The organism is Pseudomonas sp. SJZ131 (assembly GCF_007828705.1).
GTDB classification, from domain to species: domain Bacteria; phylum Pseudomonadota; class Gammaproteobacteria; order Pseudomonadales; family Pseudomonadaceae; genus Aquipseudomonas; species Aquipseudomonas prosekii.
Genome location: NZ_VIVC01000001.1, coordinates 627,939 through 643,647 on the forward strand (window position 1 = coordinate 627,939; position 15,709 = coordinate 643,647).

Annotated in this window: 20 protein-coding genes; 11 read left to right on the forward strand and 9 right to left on the reverse strand. The window is 58.9% G+C overall.

Going from position 1 to position 15,709, the window contains the following annotated elements; genetic code table 11:
* Window positions 1–105: 105 nt before the first annotated feature.
* Complete coding sequence (locus FBY12_RS02660) at window positions 106–633, forward strand: DUF3087 domain-containing protein (RefSeq protein WP_145250878.1); 528 nt, start codon at window positions 106–108, stop codon at window positions 631–633.
* An 85-nt stretch (window positions 634–718) separates the two neighbouring features.
* Window positions 719–2,296 (forward strand): sensor domain-containing diguanylate cyclase, encoded by a 1,578-nt coding sequence (locus tag FBY12_RS02665; protein WP_145250881.1) that lies wholly within the window; start codon window positions 719–721, stop codon window positions 2,294–2,296.
* A gap of 35 nt (window positions 2,297–2,331) precedes the next feature.
* Here the strand turns inward: FBY12_RS02665 and FBY12_RS02670 are convergent, their stop codons facing one another.
* Entirely contained in the window at window positions 2,332–2,706 is a 375-nt protein-coding gene (locus FBY12_RS02670) for a DUF2784 domain-containing protein (RefSeq protein ID WP_121757344.1), read from the reverse strand.
* Window positions 2,707–2,874: 168 nt separating this feature from the next.
* Between FBY12_RS02670 and FBY12_RS02675 the strand changes: the two genes are divergently transcribed.
* The 3 genes from FBY12_RS02675 (at window position 2,875) to FBY12_RS27605 (ending at window position 4,106) form a co-directional block, all read left to right on the forward strand.
* Entirely contained in the window at window positions 2,875–3,573 is a 699-nt protein-coding gene (locus tag FBY12_RS02675) for an AzlC family ABC transporter permease (protein ID WP_145250884.1), read from the forward strand.
* Window positions 3,570–3,884, forward strand: a complete 315-nt coding sequence (locus FBY12_RS02680; RefSeq protein ID WP_145250887.1) for an AzlD domain-containing protein — start codon at window positions 3,570–3,572, stop codon at window positions 3,882–3,884. Before FBY12_RS02675 ends, FBY12_RS02680 begins: the two co-directional genes overlap by 4 nt.
* A 63-nt stretch (window positions 3,885–3,947) precedes the next feature.
* Window positions 3,948–4,106, forward strand: coding sequence for a hypothetical protein (locus tag FBY12_RS27605; RefSeq protein WP_178111709.1), 159 nt, complete (start codon window positions 3,948–3,950; stop codon window positions 4,104–4,106).
* 655 nt (window positions 4,107–4,761) lie between these two features.
* Here FBY12_RS27605 and FBY12_RS02690 read toward each other — a convergent pair.
* From FBY12_RS02690 to FBY12_RS02710, 5 genes are all read right to left on the reverse strand, one after another.
* The gene (locus tag FBY12_RS02690; protein WP_092269478.1) at window positions 4,762–5,034 is read right to left on the reverse strand and encodes a hypothetical protein; all 273 of its coding nucleotides are present in this window, start codon (window positions 5,032–5,034) and stop codon (window positions 4,762–4,764) included.
* 273 nt (window positions 5,035–5,307) lie between these two features.
* Entirely contained in the window at window positions 5,308–5,988 is a 681-nt protein-coding gene (locus FBY12_RS02695) for an SOS response-associated peptidase family protein (protein ID WP_145250893.1), read from the reverse strand.
* 29 nt (window positions 5,989–6,017) lie between these two features.
* The gene (locus FBY12_RS02700) at window positions 6,018–6,776 is read right to left on the reverse strand and encodes an ABC transporter ATP-binding protein (protein WP_145250896.1); all 759 of its coding nucleotides are present in this window, start codon (window positions 6,774–6,776) and stop codon (window positions 6,018–6,020) included.
* Between the two features lie 3 nt (window positions 6,777–6,779).
* Window positions 6,780–7,616, reverse strand: coding sequence for an ABC transporter permease (locus tag FBY12_RS02705; RefSeq protein WP_145250899.1), 837 nt, complete (start codon window positions 7,614–7,616; stop codon window positions 6,780–6,782).
* 133 nt (window positions 7,617–7,749) lie between these two features.
* Entirely contained in the window at window positions 7,750–8,736 is a 987-nt protein-coding gene (locus FBY12_RS02710) for an aliphatic sulfonate ABC transporter substrate-binding protein (protein WP_145250902.1), read from the reverse strand.
* A gap of 297 nt (window positions 8,737–9,033) precedes the next feature.
* On the opposite strand from FBY12_RS02710, the gene FBY12_RS02715 reads away from it, so the two are divergent.
* Window positions 9,034–9,993, forward strand: coding sequence for an ABC transporter substrate-binding protein (locus FBY12_RS02715; protein WP_145250905.1), 960 nt, complete (start codon window positions 9,034–9,036; stop codon window positions 9,991–9,993).
* A gap of 139 nt (window positions 9,994–10,132) precedes the next feature.
* Window positions 10,133–11,032: a polysaccharide deacetylase family protein gene (locus FBY12_RS02720; RefSeq protein WP_145250908.1), complete on the forward strand. Its 900-nt coding sequence runs from the start codon at window positions 10,133–10,135 to the stop codon at window positions 11,030–11,032.
* A gap of 47 nt (window positions 11,033–11,079) precedes the next feature.
* Here FBY12_RS02720 and FBY12_RS02725 read toward each other — a convergent pair whose 3' ends face one another.
* Window positions 11,080–11,442 carry an NUDIX hydrolase gene (locus FBY12_RS02725; RefSeq protein ID WP_121733835.1) on the reverse strand — a complete coding sequence of 121 codons (363 nt, stop codon included), beginning with the start codon at window positions 11,440–11,442 and terminating at the stop codon, window positions 11,080–11,082.
* Window positions 11,443–11,665: 223 nt separating this feature from the next.
* Here FBY12_RS02725 and FBY12_RS02730 point away from each other — a divergent pair, with 223 nt between their 5' ends.
* Both FBY12_RS02730 and FBY12_RS02735 read left to right on the forward strand, forming a co-directional pair.
* Window positions 11,666–11,857 (forward strand): DUF2188 domain-containing protein, encoded by a 192-nt coding sequence (locus FBY12_RS02730; RefSeq protein WP_145250912.1) that lies wholly within the window; start codon window positions 11,666–11,668, stop codon window positions 11,855–11,857.
* Window positions 11,858–12,031: 174 nt separating this feature from the next.
* Window positions 12,032–12,367 carry a hypothetical protein gene (locus FBY12_RS02735; protein ID WP_092269429.1) on the forward strand — a complete coding sequence of 112 codons (336 nt, stop codon included), beginning with the start codon at window positions 12,032–12,034 and terminating at the stop codon, window positions 12,365–12,367.
* Window positions 12,368–12,446: 79 nt separating this feature from the next.
* Here FBY12_RS02735 and FBY12_RS02740 read toward each other — a convergent pair whose 3' ends face one another.
* Entirely contained in the window at window positions 12,447–13,004 is a 558-nt protein-coding gene (locus FBY12_RS02740; protein ID WP_121733834.1) for an Rrf2 family transcriptional regulator, read from the reverse strand.
* 275 nt (window positions 13,005–13,279) lie between these two features.
* Between FBY12_RS02740 and FBY12_RS02745 the strand changes: the two genes are divergently transcribed.
* Both FBY12_RS02745 and FBY12_RS02750 read left to right on the forward strand, forming a co-directional pair.
* On the forward strand, window positions 13,280–14,482 hold the full coding sequence (locus tag FBY12_RS02745; RefSeq protein WP_145250915.1) for an NAD(P)/FAD-dependent oxidoreductase: 1,203 nt from the start codon (window positions 13,280–13,282) through the stop codon (window positions 14,480–14,482).
* Between the two features lie 341 nt (window positions 14,483–14,823).
* Complete coding sequence (locus FBY12_RS02750) at window positions 14,824–15,039, forward strand: molybdopterin-binding protein (protein WP_059404251.1); 216 nt, start codon at window positions 14,824–14,826, stop codon at window positions 15,037–15,039.
* 15 nt (window positions 15,040–15,054) lie between these two features.
* Here the strand turns inward: FBY12_RS02750 and FBY12_RS02755 are convergent, their stop codons facing one another.
* Window positions 15,055–15,687 (reverse strand): response regulator transcription factor, encoded by a 633-nt coding sequence (locus FBY12_RS02755; protein WP_145250918.1) that lies wholly within the window; start codon window positions 15,685–15,687, stop codon window positions 15,055–15,057.
* Window positions 15,688–15,709: the final 22 nt, after the last annotated feature.

Sequence of the window (15,709 nt, forward strand, 5' to 3'; positions counted from 1 at the left end):
TTGACGATGAAAAAATCAAAAGGAGCCCCAGCATAGCTAAATCCCTCGCAGAGGCGATAATGCCCGGCACTCTTTTCGCTCACTGATTCAAGGACGTTCGCCACCATGTTCGAAATCCAGCCGATGAATGCCGAAACCTTCCGCCGCCAGACCCGGCGCAGCACGGTGATCATTGCCCTGATTTTCCTCGCGCTGGCCATGGCGCTGTCGACGGCTGCGGTGACGCTGTTCGGCGAACCCGGCGGCGACAACCTGCGCTTCAACGTCGGCGGGGTGTTTGTCGCGGTGCTGCTGATGGTCGCGTTGATGCGCGGCACCTTCTGGCATCAGCCATGGATGGCGCCGGCGGTCTACGGCTGGCGGCTCAAGCGCAGCCTGATGAGCGTGACCAACGTCATGCACCAGGTGACAGCTGCGGTCGAAGCGGGCGATGCCGATGCGATGAAACTGCTGCGCTTCTATCATCTCGGGTTGAGTCAGATGCATGAACTGGACGGTAACTCCAGCGATCACGGGCAATTGAACCGCGAAATGGAGCAACACAAGCAACGCATGCAGGCGCTCGGTATCGACACCGAACAGACGCACTTGAACCCGGCCTGGCTCGACGCAGTCAAGCAAACCCCACGCTGACGGCCTGCGGCGCTGGGCATCAGCTAGTCTCAGCAGACCAGTGGCGGTCAGGAAGCATCGCCTCTACAAAAAATCAGGGAACGTCATGGGACAGCCGTCCGTTAAAGTTCGTATCGAAACCCTTCAGCCGACTGCGTCATTGCTCGCCGAACAGCTGCAAGCCAGGCTCAAGGTGCGTTACGCCGTGGTGTTGCTGATCGCGGTGTGTCTGTCGATGACCGCGCTGGCGGTCTGGGAGTCGTGGAATTCGCGGCATTACCACTTGCATGACAAAGAAGTGGCGATGTCCAACCTCGCGCAGACCCTAGCCTCGCAGGCGCAATCGACGATCAAACAGGCCGATACGATGCTGTTTACTCTGGTCGATCGCCTGGAAAAGGACGGCGCGGGCCAGGCACCGTTCAGCCGTGTGCAGCAATTGCTCGTGGCGCAACGCAGCGAGCTGCCGCAGTTGCACGGCTTGTTTGTCTACGACGAGAACGGCCGTTGGCTGGTCAACTCCAACGGTGCGTCCGTGCCGCAGTCGAACAATTCCGACCGCGAGTATTTCGTCTTCCACCGCGAACACCCCGAGCGCGGCCCGCACATCGGCCCGTCGATAAAAAGCCGTTCGACCGGTGAATGGATCATGACGGTGTCGCGCAGGATCAATCATCCTGACGGCAGTTTTGCTGGCGTGGCGCTGGCCACCGTGTATCTGAACCATTTCCTGGCGCTGTACGACGGCATCGACATGGGCAAAAACGGCGCGATCAGCCTGATCGCCGACAACGGCAATCTGCAGGTGCGCCGCCCGTTCAATGAAAACGATATCGGCACCAGCGTGGTCAATGGGCCGTTGTTTACGCAGTTGCTGCCGTATGCTAGCTCCGGCACGGCGACGATCAAATCGGTGATCGATGGCGTAGAACGCGTGGTCGGTTTTCGCCGCGTCGAGGGCTATCCGCTGGTCGTCTCGGCGGCGCTGAACAAGCAAGAAGTGCTGGCCGCGTGGCGCCAGGAATCGTTGAACAGTGCGACCATCGTCGCGCTGCTGCTGGCGATTCTCGGCACGCTTGGCTATCGGCTGATCCGCGTGATGAAGCAGCAAAACCGCGTGCAGAACGAATTGCTCGAAGCGCAGGAAAAACTTCTCGAAATCAATCACAGCCTAGAACTGCTGGCGCTGGAAGATGCCCTGACCGGGCTGGCCAATCGACGCCAGTTCGACCTGTTCATGCTTGCCGAGATGGGCCGGGCGCGGCGCAGCCAGAGCATGCTGGCGATGCTGATGATCGACGTCGATCACTTCAAGCTGTTCAACGATCACTACGGACATGTCGCGGGCGATGAATGTTTGCGCCGGATCAGCGCGGTCATCACCGAGAGCATCCAGCGCCCCGGCGATCTGGCGGTGCGTTATGGCGGCGAAGAGTTTGCTGTGGTGCTGCCCGGCACTGATTATGTCGGGGCGTTTCTGGTCGCCGAGAAAATCCGCCGCGCGGTACAGCAGGCCGGCATCGTCCACAGCGAAGGGATCGAGGGCGTGGTGACCGTCAGTCTGGGCGTTTGCGCTTATGATCCGGCCTCACAAGCCAAGGCCGATGACTTGATCAGCGCGGCGGACAAGGCGATGTACGTGGCCAAGGCGAGCGGGCGCAATATGAGCGTGATTGCCAATTGATTGGGTGAAATCTGCGGGGGTGAGTGGTTTGCGTTTCAAGTGGCGCGACGGAGTTTCCAGAGGCGGATCAGGCGTGCATAAACCAGCACGTTGACCGCCAGGACGATGCTGCCGAGTGCGAGCTGAATGGTCGGGGTCAGCCCGGCCGGGTAGATGATCGGCAACACGTAGTGCTCGATGAAACCGCCGCCATACACGGTTTGCCCGGCCGCCTCGCGCATCAGGTTTTCCCAGTAGGTCAGCGGGCAGGTCAGGTGAAACACCTCGACGATCACGCCCCACGTTGCAGCGGGCAGGTGCCACCAGACCAGGTGATGCCATTTGAGCACCAGCAGCCCGCCGAACAGCACGAACAGAATGAACAACAAGTGAAACAGCACCAGCCCGTCGGCGGCGATTCGGTAAAGCATGTCGGCTCCCTGACTTTTCAAGTGAATGGCGCCATGTTACTCGGCTGCGGCGTCGGGCTCTATGGTTGGCTGCGGCGGGCGCGATCACCCCGGCGCGGGCAAAATTGTGCATGCCTTCGAGCGCGACTGCTGGCACAGTTGGCGGTCAATTCATCGGTGAAGCGTGTTATGTCCAACTCACATTTGCCGCGCAGCGCGTTTTTGCGTGGCGCGGCGGCAATCATGCCGTTGTCCCTGGCCACCGCGCCGTGGGGGTTGCTCGCCGGTTCCATGGCCATCGAGGCCAACCTCACGCCGCTGCAAGGGCAGGGCTTGTCGAGCATCGTGTTTGCCGGCGCCGCGCAATTGGTCGCGATCGGCATGCTCAAGGGCGGCGCCGGGGTTTTCTCGATTCTGCTGACGACGTTGCTGCTGACTTCGCAGCATCTGCTCTACGGCATGAGCATGCGTTCAGTGATTTCGCCGCTGCCGGGGCGTTGGCGCGTCGGGTTGGGTTTTCTACTGACCGATGAACTGTTTGCGTTGACCAGTCAGCACGACAAACAGCAGTTCAATCGCTGGTATGCGCTGGGCGTCGGCCTGACGTTTTACATCGCCTGGAACCTCTTCACCCTGGCCGGGATCGTCCTCGGCAGCAGCATTCCGGGGCTTGAGCATCTGGGCCTGGATTTCTCGATTGCCGCGACGTTTATCGCGCTGATCACGCCGGTGGTGCGCAACGTGCCGACGGTGGTCTGCGTGGCGGTGTCGCTGTTTTGCTCGGTGTTGTTCAGTTATTGGCAATGGGGCTCGGCGCTGGTGCTGTCGGGGCTGGCAGGGATGGCTGCCGGGTTTATCTGCAACAAACTGTATTTGGAGCGCACATGATGGTCTGGGCGGTGATTATCGGCATGGGCGTGTTGGTATTTCTCAACCGCTACGTGTTCCTCGAACCGCGCCTGCCGCTGCGCTTGAGCAGCAACGCGCGGCAATTTCTCGGTTTTGCGGTGCCGGGCATGCTCACGGCGATTTGCGGGCCGATTGTGTTTATGCCGGAGAAGCAGCTGAATTTGCAGTGGGACAACCCGTATTTGCTCAGCTCGCTGGTGGCCGTAGGCCTGGTGATCTGGACCCGCAGTACGCTGATCAGCATGTTGCTGAGCATGGGTTTCTTCTTTTTTCTGCGCTGGTGGCTGTGAGCCGCAAGCGCGACAGTGATCTACGCTTGGAGAAGTTTGATTACTTGAACCAGCGAGGTGCACATGGCCAATGAAACCAGACAACCGGATCTGCAAGAAGACACCGATGAGCCCAGCCACGAAGAAATCGAGCGCCAGCGCCGTTCGAGGCCGGACTGGAAACACCCCGATGACGGCAAGGAATTGTCCGACCGCGACGTGGAAATCCCCCTGAAACCCTGAACCCCACAACCCCACAACCTCCTGTGGGAGCCGAGCTTGCTCGCGATAGCGGCCGTCCAGTCACTGAAAATGTGATGGCTGCCGGCCCCATCGCGAGCAAGCTCAGCTCCCACAATTCCAGCGGCGTGCCCGAATTTTGTGACCACCGCAAACCTCTGTGGGAGCCGAGCTTGCTCGCGATAGCGGTCGTCTAGTCGCTGAAGATGTTACGGCGGCTGGCCCCTTCGCGAGCAAGCTCAGCTCCTACAATTCCGGCAGCGTGCCCGGATCTTGTGACTACCACAAATCCCCTGTGGGAGCAGAGCTTGCTCGCGATAGCGGCAGTCCAGGCGCTGAAGATGTTATGGCCACCGGCCCCATCGCGAGCAAGCTCAGCTCCTACAATTCCGGCGGCGTGGCCGGATGTTGTGACCATCACAAATCCCCTGTGGGAGCCGAGCTTGCTCGCGATAGCGGTCGTTCAGGCGCTGAAGATGTTACGGCTGCCGGCCCCATCGCGAGCAAGCTCAGCTCCTACAATTCCAGCGGCGTGCCTGGGCTTTGTGATCACCACAAATCCCCTGTGGGAGCCGAGCTTGCTCGCGATAGCGGTCGTCCAGTCGCTGCAAATGGTATGGCTGCCGGCTCCTACAATTCCCTGCGGCCGAATTGGGCTTCAGGCATCTTCCATCTGCGGGAAATCCGGGTGGGCGGTGCGGTAGCCGAGGGTCTTGTCGATCCATGCGTTGACTTCATTGACCATCACTGGCGCCTTGCCCGGATAGTTTTTCAGCGTGGCCCGCAGAACATTCTCGATATCCGCGACTGAGTGCAGGTTTCGGGTTTTTATGTAATTGCCGATAAAACAATTGAGTTGCAAGTGTTCTGTCATTGAAAGATAGACACACTCCAACCCATCGACTTGATTGTTTGCAAAATCGTCGCGCAACTTAGTTCTCTGCAGGTATGTAAAAGTTGTAGGAATTTCCTTGATTGTTGACTCATCGGTCAACTGGGAATGCTTATGGAAATGCGGCGCGCATGCTAGCCGTAGCGGGGCGAAATGTATGTATGACGATCGGAATGTCAGACAAGCGGTTGTGCGGCAAACAGCCGCACAAAAATAAGTGTCTCGCGCCTGAAACACTGTATGTAACGTTCTCGCGGTGAAGTTGTATAGGCAACTTGTTGGCGTCGGTGATAGTTAAATCGAGCACGCGCGTCAAAGTAAGGGTTGAATAATACTGGCACTTTGGTTGCGGACATTTCCTACGGCTTTATCGACTCTGTACCACTCGAAACAGTCACTGCTTTCACCCTCAAACAACACCATCTGCTCGGCGCGCTCCTTGGGCGTTGCTGGATCGAGCCATTCGCGGGCCAGTTCCGCCGACAACACCACCGGTCGCCGATCATGCACATCAAGCAAGCCTCCGGCAGCGTCTGCGGTAATGATCACAAAACCGTCACCGTCGCGCGGTTCGCCACCCGCCGCAGGAAACTGCCCAATCGCCGCGCAGTAAATCGGCGTTTGATCGCGGTGCCGAATCAGCCACGGCTGGCGCGTCGAATCGCCGGCATCCACCCATTCAAACCAATTATCGACAGGGCAGATCGCCCGGTTCGGCCATATCGAGCGGAAAAAAGCCCCCTGCGCGACTTTCTCGACTCGCGCATTGATCGGCGCTGCGCGATCCTTGGCCCAGTGTGGTCGCCAGCCCCAACGCACGTTGTCGGCATGCAAGCCGTCATTTTGCTGATGAAACAGCGCCAGTTGCGTGGTCGGCGCGGCGTTGTAGCGCGCTAATGGCTGATCGCCGACGTGGTTGATCAGCGCGTCGGGAATGCTCAGCACCGCGACAAAATCGTGAATACCCCGGTACTGCGTCAGTCGTCCACACATTGGCGAAATCTCCTACAGGAGATTTCAGCTTAGATGACATGTGCGCGTTGCAACTCGGTCAACGACAACGCCTTGAGTTGCGCGAGCAGAGGATCGCGGCGATCGCGCGGATGCGCCAGTTGTACCGCCAGTTCCTGGCGAATGCTGCTCGGGCGGTTGCCCATTACCAGCACGCGGTCGCTGAGGTACAGCGCTTCATCGACATCATGAGTGACCAGCAGCAAAGCGATGGCGTGGCGCTCGGCAAGTTGCAGCAGCAAATCCTGGAGTTTCATCCGCGTGAAGGCGTCCACCGCGCTGAACGGTTCATCGAGCAGCAGTACTTGCGGGCGCGAATACAAACCGCGCGCAATCGCCACCCGTTGCGCCATGCCGCCGGACAAGGCTTTGGGCAGCGCCTGGGCAAACCCGCCGAGGCCGACTTCGTCGATCAATTGCGCGACCCAGGCCTTGTCGTACTGCTTGTCGGCGCTGAAACCGATGTTTTGCTCGACCGTCAGCCACGGCATCAGGCGCGGTTCCTGAAACACAAACGCGACTTCGCCGGCATGGTTGTTCAGTTCGCCCTGAAAATCCTTTTCCAGCCCGGCGACAATTCGCAGCAAAGTACTTTTGCCACATCCGCTGGGGCCGAGCAGGCTCACCGTTTCGTGGGGTTTGAGCTGCAAATGAATGTTGTTGAGGACGATGTTGTTAAGGGCAGTGTTGTCGAGAGCAGTGTTGTTGCGGTCGGTTGCGCTGGCGAAGCTTTTGCGCTCCACGCGGATGTCCAGCAAGTGTGCGGTCATGGCTTATTCCCCTGCATTTTGGCCGTTGAAAGTGTCGCGCCAGGCGAGGAAACGTCTTTCCAGGCTGGCAAGAATGCCGTCGCTGAGTTTGCCGAGAATCGCCAGCACAATGATTGCCGCCAACACGATGTCCGGGCGCGAGGTCTCGCGACCGTCGCTGAGCAAATAACCGAGGCCTTTGGTGGCGGCGATCAGTTCGGCAGCCACCAGAAACATCCACGCCAGGCTCATGCCGCTGCGTAGCCCGGTGAACAGGCCGGGCAGGGCGGCAGGCAAAAGGATGCGGCGCACCAGCCGCGTTCGGCTGAACCCGTACATTTGCCCGACTTCCACCAGTTTGCGATCGATGTCACGAATCGCCGCGACGCCGTTGAGGTACACCGGGAAAAACGCGCCGATGGCAATCAGGACGATTTTCGAGGTTTCGTCGATGCCCAGCCACAGCAGCAACAACGGCACCCACGCCAGACTCGGGATCGAGCGCAGGCCGGCAAATGTCGGTTCCAGATAGGCTTCGGCCTCGCGGCTCAAACCGACCCACGCGGCGAATACCAACGCCAGGCTGGCGCCGATGGCAAAACCGAGCAAGACCCGCAACAGACTGGCGCTGATGTGTTTCCACAGCGCGCCGTCGGCCAGTTCGCCGAGGGTCAGCGCGACTTCGCTGGGGGCGGGCATCTGGTAGGACGGAAGCCAGCCGATGCGTACGACAAATTCCAACACGAGGATGATCGCAAGCGGCAACGCCAGACCTTTAAGGCGCAGTTTCCAGGCATTGCTCAGGCGTTTCGGCGCGGGGAGTGCGAGATGGGCGGGCAGGGATTTGCTTTTGCTGGTCATGAGTCCTCCACATCAAAGCCCCCTTTGTGTAGGAGCGAGGCTTGCCCGCGAAGAATTCAGATCGGGTCTTCCTGAAAGACCGCGTAATCGTTGTTCGCGGGCAAGCCTCGCTCCTACGGAGGCGTGGTGTTTGTTATTGACGGGCGACGGTTTGTTTAAAGCCCGTGTCGATCAGTTGATCAATTACTTGGTCGACATTCACCCCGCGCCGCACCAGTTCTTCGGACACCAGGATCGGTGCCGCAGCTTTGGACGCGAGTACGTCCTTGGCGCTCAATTGCGGGGTGCTGAGGTCAGTGCGTGACAATTGCAGCTTGGCCACTTCGAGCGGCAGGCCGGATTCGGTGGCGAGCAGTTTTGCCAGTTCATCCGGGTTCTTCACCGCCCATTCCCGCGCCTGTTCGTAGGCGTTGAGCACGGTTTCGATGGTTTTCGGATGCTCCTTGGCATAGCTGTCGGTGACGCTGACCACGCCATAGCTGTTGAAATCGGTGTTGCGGTAAAGCAGACGCGAACCAGCCTGGACCTGGCTCGCCGCCATGTGCGGATCCAGTCCGGCCCAGGCATCGACATCACCTTTTTCCAACGCGGTGCGGCCGTCCGGGTGCTGCAAGTGCACCAGTTCGACGTCGTCCTTGCTCAGACCGGCCTGTTGCAGACTACGCAAAGTAAACAGGTACGGATCGGTGCCTTTGGTCGCGGCGATTTTCTTTCCCTTAAGGTCAGCCACGGTTTTGTACGGTGAGTCCTTGCGCACCACCAACGCGGTCCATTCGGCGCGGCTGTAAACGTAAACAGACTTGATCGGGCTGCCATTGGCTCGGCTGAGCACCGCGGCGAGGCTGGCGGAAGAGGCGAAATCGACGCCGCCGCTGTTCAGGTATTCCAGCGAGCGGTTGCTGCCCTGGCTCAACACCCAGCCGACTTTAGTCTGCGGCAGGGCTTTTTCGAGGAAGCCGAAATGCTTGAGCACCAGGCTCACCGGCGAGTAGTAGGCGTAATCCAGATGCACTTCGGCCGGCGCAGTTTCGGCGGCATGGGCCAAGGGTTGCAGGCTGAAAGCGATGGCGACAGCGCTGAGCAAGTGCCTGGCGTTGGGAAAACGGAAGAGGGATTTCATAAGCACAGCTCCAGGCAAGGCGATTGGATTCTTATGTCCTGATGAATGGTTGTTAACGATGCATCCTGCATAAAAGGAATATTGCAGGCTCTGTGCCATGTCCGCTGAATCCAGCGTTTTCCGTACTTCAGGCCCTTGGAAAACAGATGCCGATGAACCCAGACAAACAGTCTGTTGAACCGCTGTTGCCAGGCAAACAGTGACCGCAGCCGATCATTAGCTTATGCATAAAAAGAATTTAAAAGCCGCCCAGTAAGAGCGTTATGGTCTATCGGAATAACACCCCCGGAGCTTTCGATGAACCTGTCCCGATCCCTGCGCAGTCTGCTGAGCTGCGCCTTGTTTCCTGCGACGTTGCTTGCACCCTTTGCCTACGCGGCTGAATCCGTGGTCCTGCACGTTGGCGATCAGAATTACTACAACGTGCGCGCCTCGGTGGAAGCGTCGGGCGTGCTCGAAGGCGCGCCTTATACGGTCGACTGGAAACACTTCCAGGCCGCCGCGCCATTGGCCGAAGCGCTGAATACGGGCGCGCTGGATTTGGGTTTTCTCGGCGATTCGGGTTTTCTGTTCCTCGCCGCCAAGCAGGCGCCGGTGAAGCTGGTCGGCGTGTCGCGGCAAAACCCCGACACCATTGCGCTGCTGGTGCCCAAGGATTCACCGGTGAAAACCATTGCCGATTTGAAGGGTAAAAAAGTCGCTTACTGGCCCGGCGCCTGGAGTCAGCAATTGACCTTGCGCGCGTTGGAGCAGGCCGGGTTGCCGGAAAACTATGTCGACTTCATCAAGTTGATGCCGATTGATGCTGCGGCGGCGTTACCGCAGGGCAGCATCGATGCGTTCCCGGTGTGGGAACCGTATATTTCGCAACAAATCCTCTTTTCCGGCGCCCGGCCGATTCTCACTGCGAAGAACCTGATGCCCGGTCTCAGCGCGATTGCTGCTTCAACGCCGGCAATCGATAGCAAGCGTGAAGCCATCGCCGACTTTCTCGGGCGCCTGAAGAAGGCTCGGGCCTGGGTCGATAACCACGCCGATGAATACGCCGACCTCTGGGCCAAGAAGGCCAACCTCGACCAGAACGTTTCGCGTCATTGGTTGCGCCAGGCGCACATGACGGTCGGCCCGGTGGATCAGCAAGCCGCCGCCGACTTGCAAAGCACTGCGGATTTCCTCTTCAAGGTCAAGGCACTGCCGGCCGCGTTGGCAACCGCGCCGATCATCGATCACTCGTTCGAACAGGCACTGACACACTAATCCGGGAGCGCGCGACGCCAACACTGTGTAACCTTGCGCGACTTTGCGCCCGCAGCGATATGCGGGCCGAGTGGAGGATCACCGGGCGAGGGTTTTGCCACTAACGTGATGACCGCGATGGTCGGGCCCAAGGCAAAACATGACACAGCTGTTCAGGATTCTCTCGCTGCTCGCGGTGGCTATCGGACTCACCGGTTGCATTGCGGCGCCGTTCGAAATGACCGCGCAGACCCAGCAACGCTTGCAGGCGCAGGCGCCGATTCGGTTTCTGCTGACATTTGACGACGGCCCGAGTGCCTCGAGTTTCTGGAACCCGACCGAGACCGTGCTGGACGGTCTCGCCGACAATCCGCTGCAGCCGAATATCAAAGCGGTATTTTTTGTCCAGACCGGCGCGCCGCGTGCCGGCGACAGCGACATCGGCCGGCGCATCATGCAGCGCCAGCATGCCGAGGGCCATATCCTCGGTTTTCACACCGCCACCCATTGGCACACCAACCATCGTTGGCTCAGCCCGCAAGACCTCGAACAGACTTTGAGCCAAGGCGCGGCGGCTATCGCCGCGATCAGTGGCACGCCGCCGAGTCTGCTGCGGCCGCCGTTCTGGAACTACGACGCACGCACGTTTGCCGCGTATAAACGCCACGGCATGCACGTGCTGCTGACCGACGTCAGCGCGAATGACGGCAAGATCTGGGGTTTCAACGCCAGTCCGCGGCGCCGGGCCAATATGTTGCTGCAATTGTCGGAAGTCCGTGAACGCATCGCCCGCGGCGAATTGCCCACGGTAGACGGCGTGATTCCGGTGGTGGTGACCTTCCACGACCTCAATCGCTACACCGCCCGGCACACCCGCGAATACTTGCAAATCCTCCTCGACAGCGCCCGCGAGACCGGCGTGAAGACTGCGCCGAAAGCGTTTTACGACGATCGGCAACAATTGCTCAAAGCGGCGCTGGCCCGCACCGTCAGCGAAAGCGCGGAACCGGTGCAACTGCCGGGGATCTGGAACTGGCTGTGGGATGGCGATTCGCATTGAAGAAACGCAGAACCTGTAGGCGTTGCGCCGGGGCGCAGAATCACGCGTTATAACCGCCGCTGAAATGCGCGCACGATCCGCAGTGTGGCATCGCTGATGTTGAGGTTTTGCACGGTGTCTAGCGGATGCCACAGGCAATCGGTGATTTCATTCAGTGGCTGCACGTCGTCCAGATTGATCACCGATGCTTCATAGACGTGGTGGCGAGTGCTGCCCGCTTCCAGCTCCATCAGGTAGAGCATGCCGTCGACGCCGAGGCCGGTTTCTTCGGCCAACTCACGGGTTGCCGCGTCCAGGGTGGTTTCGCCGCGCTCGACTTTGCCGCCGGGCAAGGTCCAGCGACACCGGGGCTTGCGCACCAGGAGGACGTGTCGGTCTTGCTCGCAAATCACGGTGGCGCGTACTTTCATGTGTTACCCAATTGCCGGTTGTCACAAAACAGTCATAAAAATGCAATATACGCGCCGAAGCCGCGTATTACTTTGCTCTCAGGGATTCGACTGCTGACGATTGCGGAAAGTGCAACCTAGCAGGGAATTGGCCCGCGCGACGTCTGGTCGGCACCTTGGCGGGCGTCGGGTGTAAGGTGAGCGCGTCGATTGTGGTTTTTCACTGCCCAGACAGGAGGTGACCATGAGCATTGAAATGCTGACCAAACTGCACATCAACGGTTATGACGTACTCAGCGTGAACCACGGCCCGTGGCGGGTGTGCACCAAAGGTGACCGGTTGGGTGCGTTCGCCAGCCGCGAGGAAGCCCTGGCATTCGCCGCGGCGTTGCCGGTGTACAAGGCGCGGGCGAGCCGGCCGGCGAATAGCCAGTAGGCAATGATGAGCAAAAGCAGCCCCGGCATTTGTCGGGGCTTTTTCATGGGCGGCCAGTAATGCAGCGTCCAATAGCGCAGGGCCGCCGTCGGTTAGCTGGTTTTCGCTGATCGTTTACTGGATGTCTGCGCGTCTACGCGCTACATTCGCCGTTTTTCAAGATAAGGAAGCGTCATGCGGATGTTGATAGCGGGGGTAGCGGTGGCTATGTCGGCGGGTTGTTCATTGCCTGCGTCCTTGGTGCCCGGTGAGCCCAATGTCAGCAAATACAGCGCCAAGCCGCCTAAAGAGTACGCTGCGTGCGTATTGCCGCTGTGGCAGGCGCAGGTGTCGAAGACCCATCAGATGGGCATTTCCAACGGCTACCGGTTGACTGCGCCGAGCATCATTACGGCGGACGAGATCCTCGATATCGTCAAGTCCAAGGACGGCAGCCGCGTTTCGCTGTACCAAGGGCCGCCGTGGGCGAAATCGGCGGCAATGCGCCAAGCGGTGCGCGACTGCCTGTAAGGGTTTGATCGCGGGATAAAACGGATAAAAAAAGCAGAAATTGGCCTTTCTGCTTTTTTTTTGCTTTTCGGCGGACAGGTTAGTCGGTGATGTCGGTCACGGCGATAGAGTGCTCGCTGGTTGCCGAGGTTTTTTTCTCGCGCCGATCAGTCAGCCAATCATCGACTTGCCCGGAAAACTCTGGCGGCGCCTTGCGTCCGACCTTTCTCGCGAGGTCGATAATCGTCGTCTGCGCGAGCGCGTCTTCCATGCGTTTCTGCGCCGTCATCATCGCCCCATGCACTGCGCAGCGACCGTCCAGCGCCCATTCCGGCGCCGAGCCTTCGAACAGCGCGCAACGCCCGCGGATCTCGCGGCAATCAAAGATCAGCTTCTGGCCATCGATCGCATTGACGATGTCGAGCAGGGTGATCTCATCCGCCGGCCGGGCCAGTTTGAAGCCGCCACGCACGCCTTCAGTGGCCACCACCAGTTTTGCCTTGGCGAGTTTGGTGAAGATTTTCGCCAGGTAGTCCAACGGCACGCCTTGCAGTTCGGCGAGGTCGCGCACGCTCGCTTCCCGCGAATCGCCGCCATGGCCCACCAGAAACAGCAGGCAGTGGATGCCGTACTCGACACCCGCGCTATAAAGAGACATATCAATCTCCGACAAAAGTAGTCGCAAATGTTAGCAGCGAGGCAGGAGGGTGGCAACGCGCTTTATCGGGCGGCTTTGCTTTTTCTCGGATTGCTGGGAGTTGGCTAGCCCCGGTCTATGCGGCTTGCGTAAATGGATCGAAAAAACAGATTGGAATGATCAGTAAAGTTGACTTGTGTGGATGAAGGGCGACCAATAGAGTCGTAGTTGTCGGCGGCAGGCAGTCGCAGTTTCCCAACAGATTCATCACCTGGTTTTCCTCTCGGAGCACAACAATGAAAAAGCAGATTCTGGTTATCGGCGCAGGTTTTGGCGGAATGTGGACAGCCTTGAGCGCCACCCGCTTGTTCAATATTCATCAGCACGACGGCGTCGAAGTGACCGTATTGGCCCCGCAGGCCGAGCTGCGGGTGCGTCCGCGCTTCTACGAACCGAACGCACATCAACTCGCCGCGCCAATCGACAAACTGTTCGACGCGGTCGGTGTGAAGTTCGTCCAAGGCGCTGCTGAAACCATCGATGTCGCGGAAAAATGCGTGGCCTATCTCGATGCATTTGGCGCAAAAAAGATGCTCAGCTACGACAAACTTGTTCTGGCTACCGGCAGCCGTCTCGCTTCGCCGAACACGCCTGGCGTGGTGCAACACGCATTTGATGTCGATCAGATCGAACAAGCCGTGCGTCTGGAAAGTCACCTGAAAGCACTGGCCGAACAACCGGAAAGCACTGCGCGCAACACCGTGGTCGTTGCCGGTGGCGGTTTTACCGGGATCGAAACTGCGACAGAAATGCCCGCCCGTTTGCGTGCAATCCTGGGCGAGCGCGCTGACATCCAGGTGATCATCGTTGATCGCGGCGACAAGGTTGGCGCCTCGATGGGCGAAGAAATCAGCCAGTCAATCGCCGAGGCGAGCACTGAGCTCGGCGTGAAATGGCAGTTGAAATCGTCGGTGGTCGCGGTCGATGAAAATGGCGTGACACTGGCCGATGGTCAGCGCATCGACGCCAAAACCGTGATCTGGACCACCGGCGTGCGCGCCAGCACCTTGACTGAACAGATCCCCGGCGAGCGCGATGGCCTCGGCCGTTTGCATGTCGATGCGCACCTGAAAGTCATCGGCCAGGACGACATCTTCGCCACCGGTGATGTGGCCTACGCGGCGAGCGATGACATCGGCAATCACGCGTTGATGACCTGCCAGCACGCCATCGTTCTTGGCCGGCATGCGGGCAACAACGTGGCGGCGCAGTTGCTCGGCGTCGAACCAACGCCTTACAGCCAACCGAAATATGTCACGTGCCTGGACCTCGGCGCGTGGGGCGCGGTCTACACCGAGGGTTGGGATCGCCAGGTCAAGCTGGTCAAACAGGAAGGCAAGGCGCTTAAAACCACGATCAATACCGTGTGGATTTACCCACCGGCGGCTGATCGCCAAGGTGCTTGGGCGGCTGCTGACCCACTGATTCCGATTGCGTGAGAACTAAATTCCGCACAAATAGTGTTGATATATAAGGGCTTACGGAGCTAATTAACTGAACGGTGCGTAGAAATATCTTGTTTCAAAGTGTTTTAGTAGGTTAATATCGCCCCGCGTTCACCACCACGGTTTATGCATTTTTAAGTCCCAGGCGTCCATCAGCTGCCTGGGATTTTTTTTTGCCCGCGATTTGGGTTTGACAGCGACTAACGCCTATCTCTTATATTCATTTAAAGAATAACTAAATCGTTATTTATTCCTTTTGTTGTTTCGCCAAGCGGTGCATGTTGGAGGCCTGCACTCAGTGCCCACTTGCCAGACAACAGACAGGAAGCCGCAACATGACCATCAAAGCGATCAACGTGCGTAACCAGTTCAAAGGCGTCATCAAGGAAATCGTCGAAGGCGAAGTGGTTTCCGAAATCGATGTGCAAACCGCCTCCGGTATCGTCACCTCAGTGATTACCACGCGCTCGGTGCGCGACCTGGAATTGAAGATTGGCAGCGAAGTGATCGCGTTTGTGAAATCCACCGAAGTGTCGATTGCCAAGCTCTGATCGCGGCGATGTCGTTCAGCGCGAAATCAAACCGCGTTCAATAGCGTAGTTGAGCAGCGCCGCAGGCTTGTCGATGTTGAGTTTGCGGCGAATGCTCAGGCGATGGGTTTCCACCGTGCGCACGCTGATGTCGAGCTCGCGGGCCATTTCCTTGTTGTTCAAGCCCAAGACCATTTTGCACAGGACCTCGCTTTCACGCGGGGTCAGCTCGTTGTCGGTCGGGCGTTCGGCGGCGAGTTTCTGGGCGATTTCAGCGCTGTAGAACGTGCCGCCGCTGGCAATCGCTTCGATCGCCGCAATGATCTCCCGCGAAGGTGAATTCTTCAGCACATAACCGCTGGCGCCGGAGCGCACCGACTCACTGATGTACTCGTTGTTGTCGTACATGCTGAGGATCAGGATCTTGATCGACGGGTAATCCCGACGCAAAACCCGGGTCAATTCCAGGCCATTGATGTCCTTGAGGCCAATGTCCACCAGCAGCAAATCCGGCTCGGTCCGGGCGACCATTTCCAGCGCGCTCGCACCGCTGTCGGCTTCACCGACAATCGCCAGAAAGTCCACGACCGCCAGCAACGCGCGAATGCCTTCGCGGACCAGCGAATGATCGTCGACCAGAGCGACGCGGATCGGGAAGGGCAGGCTCATCGGTTCTCTTCTCTTATAGTCG

Bases quoted from the DNA above. Each gene is read 5' to 3' on its own strand.
- FBY12_RS02660 (WP_145250878.1), top strand. From the start codon at position 106: ATGTTCGAAATCCAGCCGATGAATGCCGAAACCTTCCGCCGCCAGACC.
- FBY12_RS02665 (WP_145250881.1), top strand. From the start codon at position 719: ATGGGACAGCCGTCCGTTAAAGTTCGTATCGAAACCCTTCAGCCGACT.
- FBY12_RS02670 (WP_121757344.1), bottom strand. From the start codon at position 2,706: ATGCTTTACCGAATCGCCGCCGACGGGCTGGTGCTGTTTCACTTGTTG.
- FBY12_RS02675 (WP_145250884.1), top strand. From the start codon at position 2,875: ATGTCCAACTCACATTTGCCGCGCAGCGCGTTTTTGCGTGGCGCGGCG.
- FBY12_RS02680 (WP_145250887.1), top strand. From the start codon at position 3,570: ATGATGGTCTGGGCGGTGATTATCGGCATGGGCGTGTTGGTATTTCTC.
- FBY12_RS27605 (WP_178111709.1), top strand. From the start codon at position 3,948: ATGGCCAATGAAACCAGACAACCGGATCTGCAAGAAGACACCGATGAG.
- FBY12_RS02695 (WP_145250893.1), bottom strand. From the start codon at position 5,988: ATGTGTGGACGACTGACGCAGTACCGGGGTATTCACGATTTTGTCGCG.
- FBY12_RS02700 (WP_145250896.1), bottom strand. From the start codon at position 6,776: ATGACCGCACACTTGCTGGACATCCGCGTGGAGCGCAAAAGCTTCGCC.
- FBY12_RS02705 (WP_145250899.1), bottom strand. From the start codon at position 7,616: ATGACCAGCAAAAGCAAATCCCTGCCCGCCCATCTCGCACTCCCCGCG.
- FBY12_RS02710 (WP_145250902.1), bottom strand. From the start codon at position 8,736: ATGAAATCCCTCTTCCGTTTTCCCAACGCCAGGCACTTGCTCAGCGCT.
- FBY12_RS02715 (WP_145250905.1), top strand. From the start codon at position 9,034: ATGAACCTGTCCCGATCCCTGCGCAGTCTGCTGAGCTGCGCCTTGTTT.
- FBY12_RS02720 (WP_145250908.1), top strand. From the start codon at position 10,133: ATGACACAGCTGTTCAGGATTCTCTCGCTGCTCGCGGTGGCTATCGGA.
- FBY12_RS02725 (WP_121733835.1), bottom strand. From the start codon at position 11,442: ATGAAAGTACGCGCCACCGTGATTTGCGAGCAAGACCGACACGTCCTC.
- FBY12_RS02730 (WP_145250912.1), top strand. From the start codon at position 11,666: ATGAGCATTGAAATGCTGACCAAACTGCACATCAACGGTTATGACGTA.
- FBY12_RS02735 (WP_092269429.1), top strand. From the start codon at position 12,032: ATGCGGATGTTGATAGCGGGGGTAGCGGTGGCTATGTCGGCGGGTTGT.
- FBY12_RS02740 (WP_121733834.1), bottom strand. From the start codon at position 13,004: ATGTCTCTTTATAGCGCGGGTGTCGAGTACGGCATCCACTGCCTGCTG.
- FBY12_RS02745 (WP_145250915.1), top strand. From the start codon at position 13,280: ATGAAAAAGCAGATTCTGGTTATCGGCGCAGGTTTTGGCGGAATGTGG.
- FBY12_RS02750 (WP_059404251.1), top strand. From the start codon at position 14,824: ATGACCATCAAAGCGATCAACGTGCGTAACCAGTTCAAAGGCGTCATC.
- FBY12_RS02755 (WP_145250918.1), bottom strand. From the start codon at position 15,687: ATGAGCCTGCCCTTCCCGATCCGCGTCGCTCTGGTCGACGATCATTCG.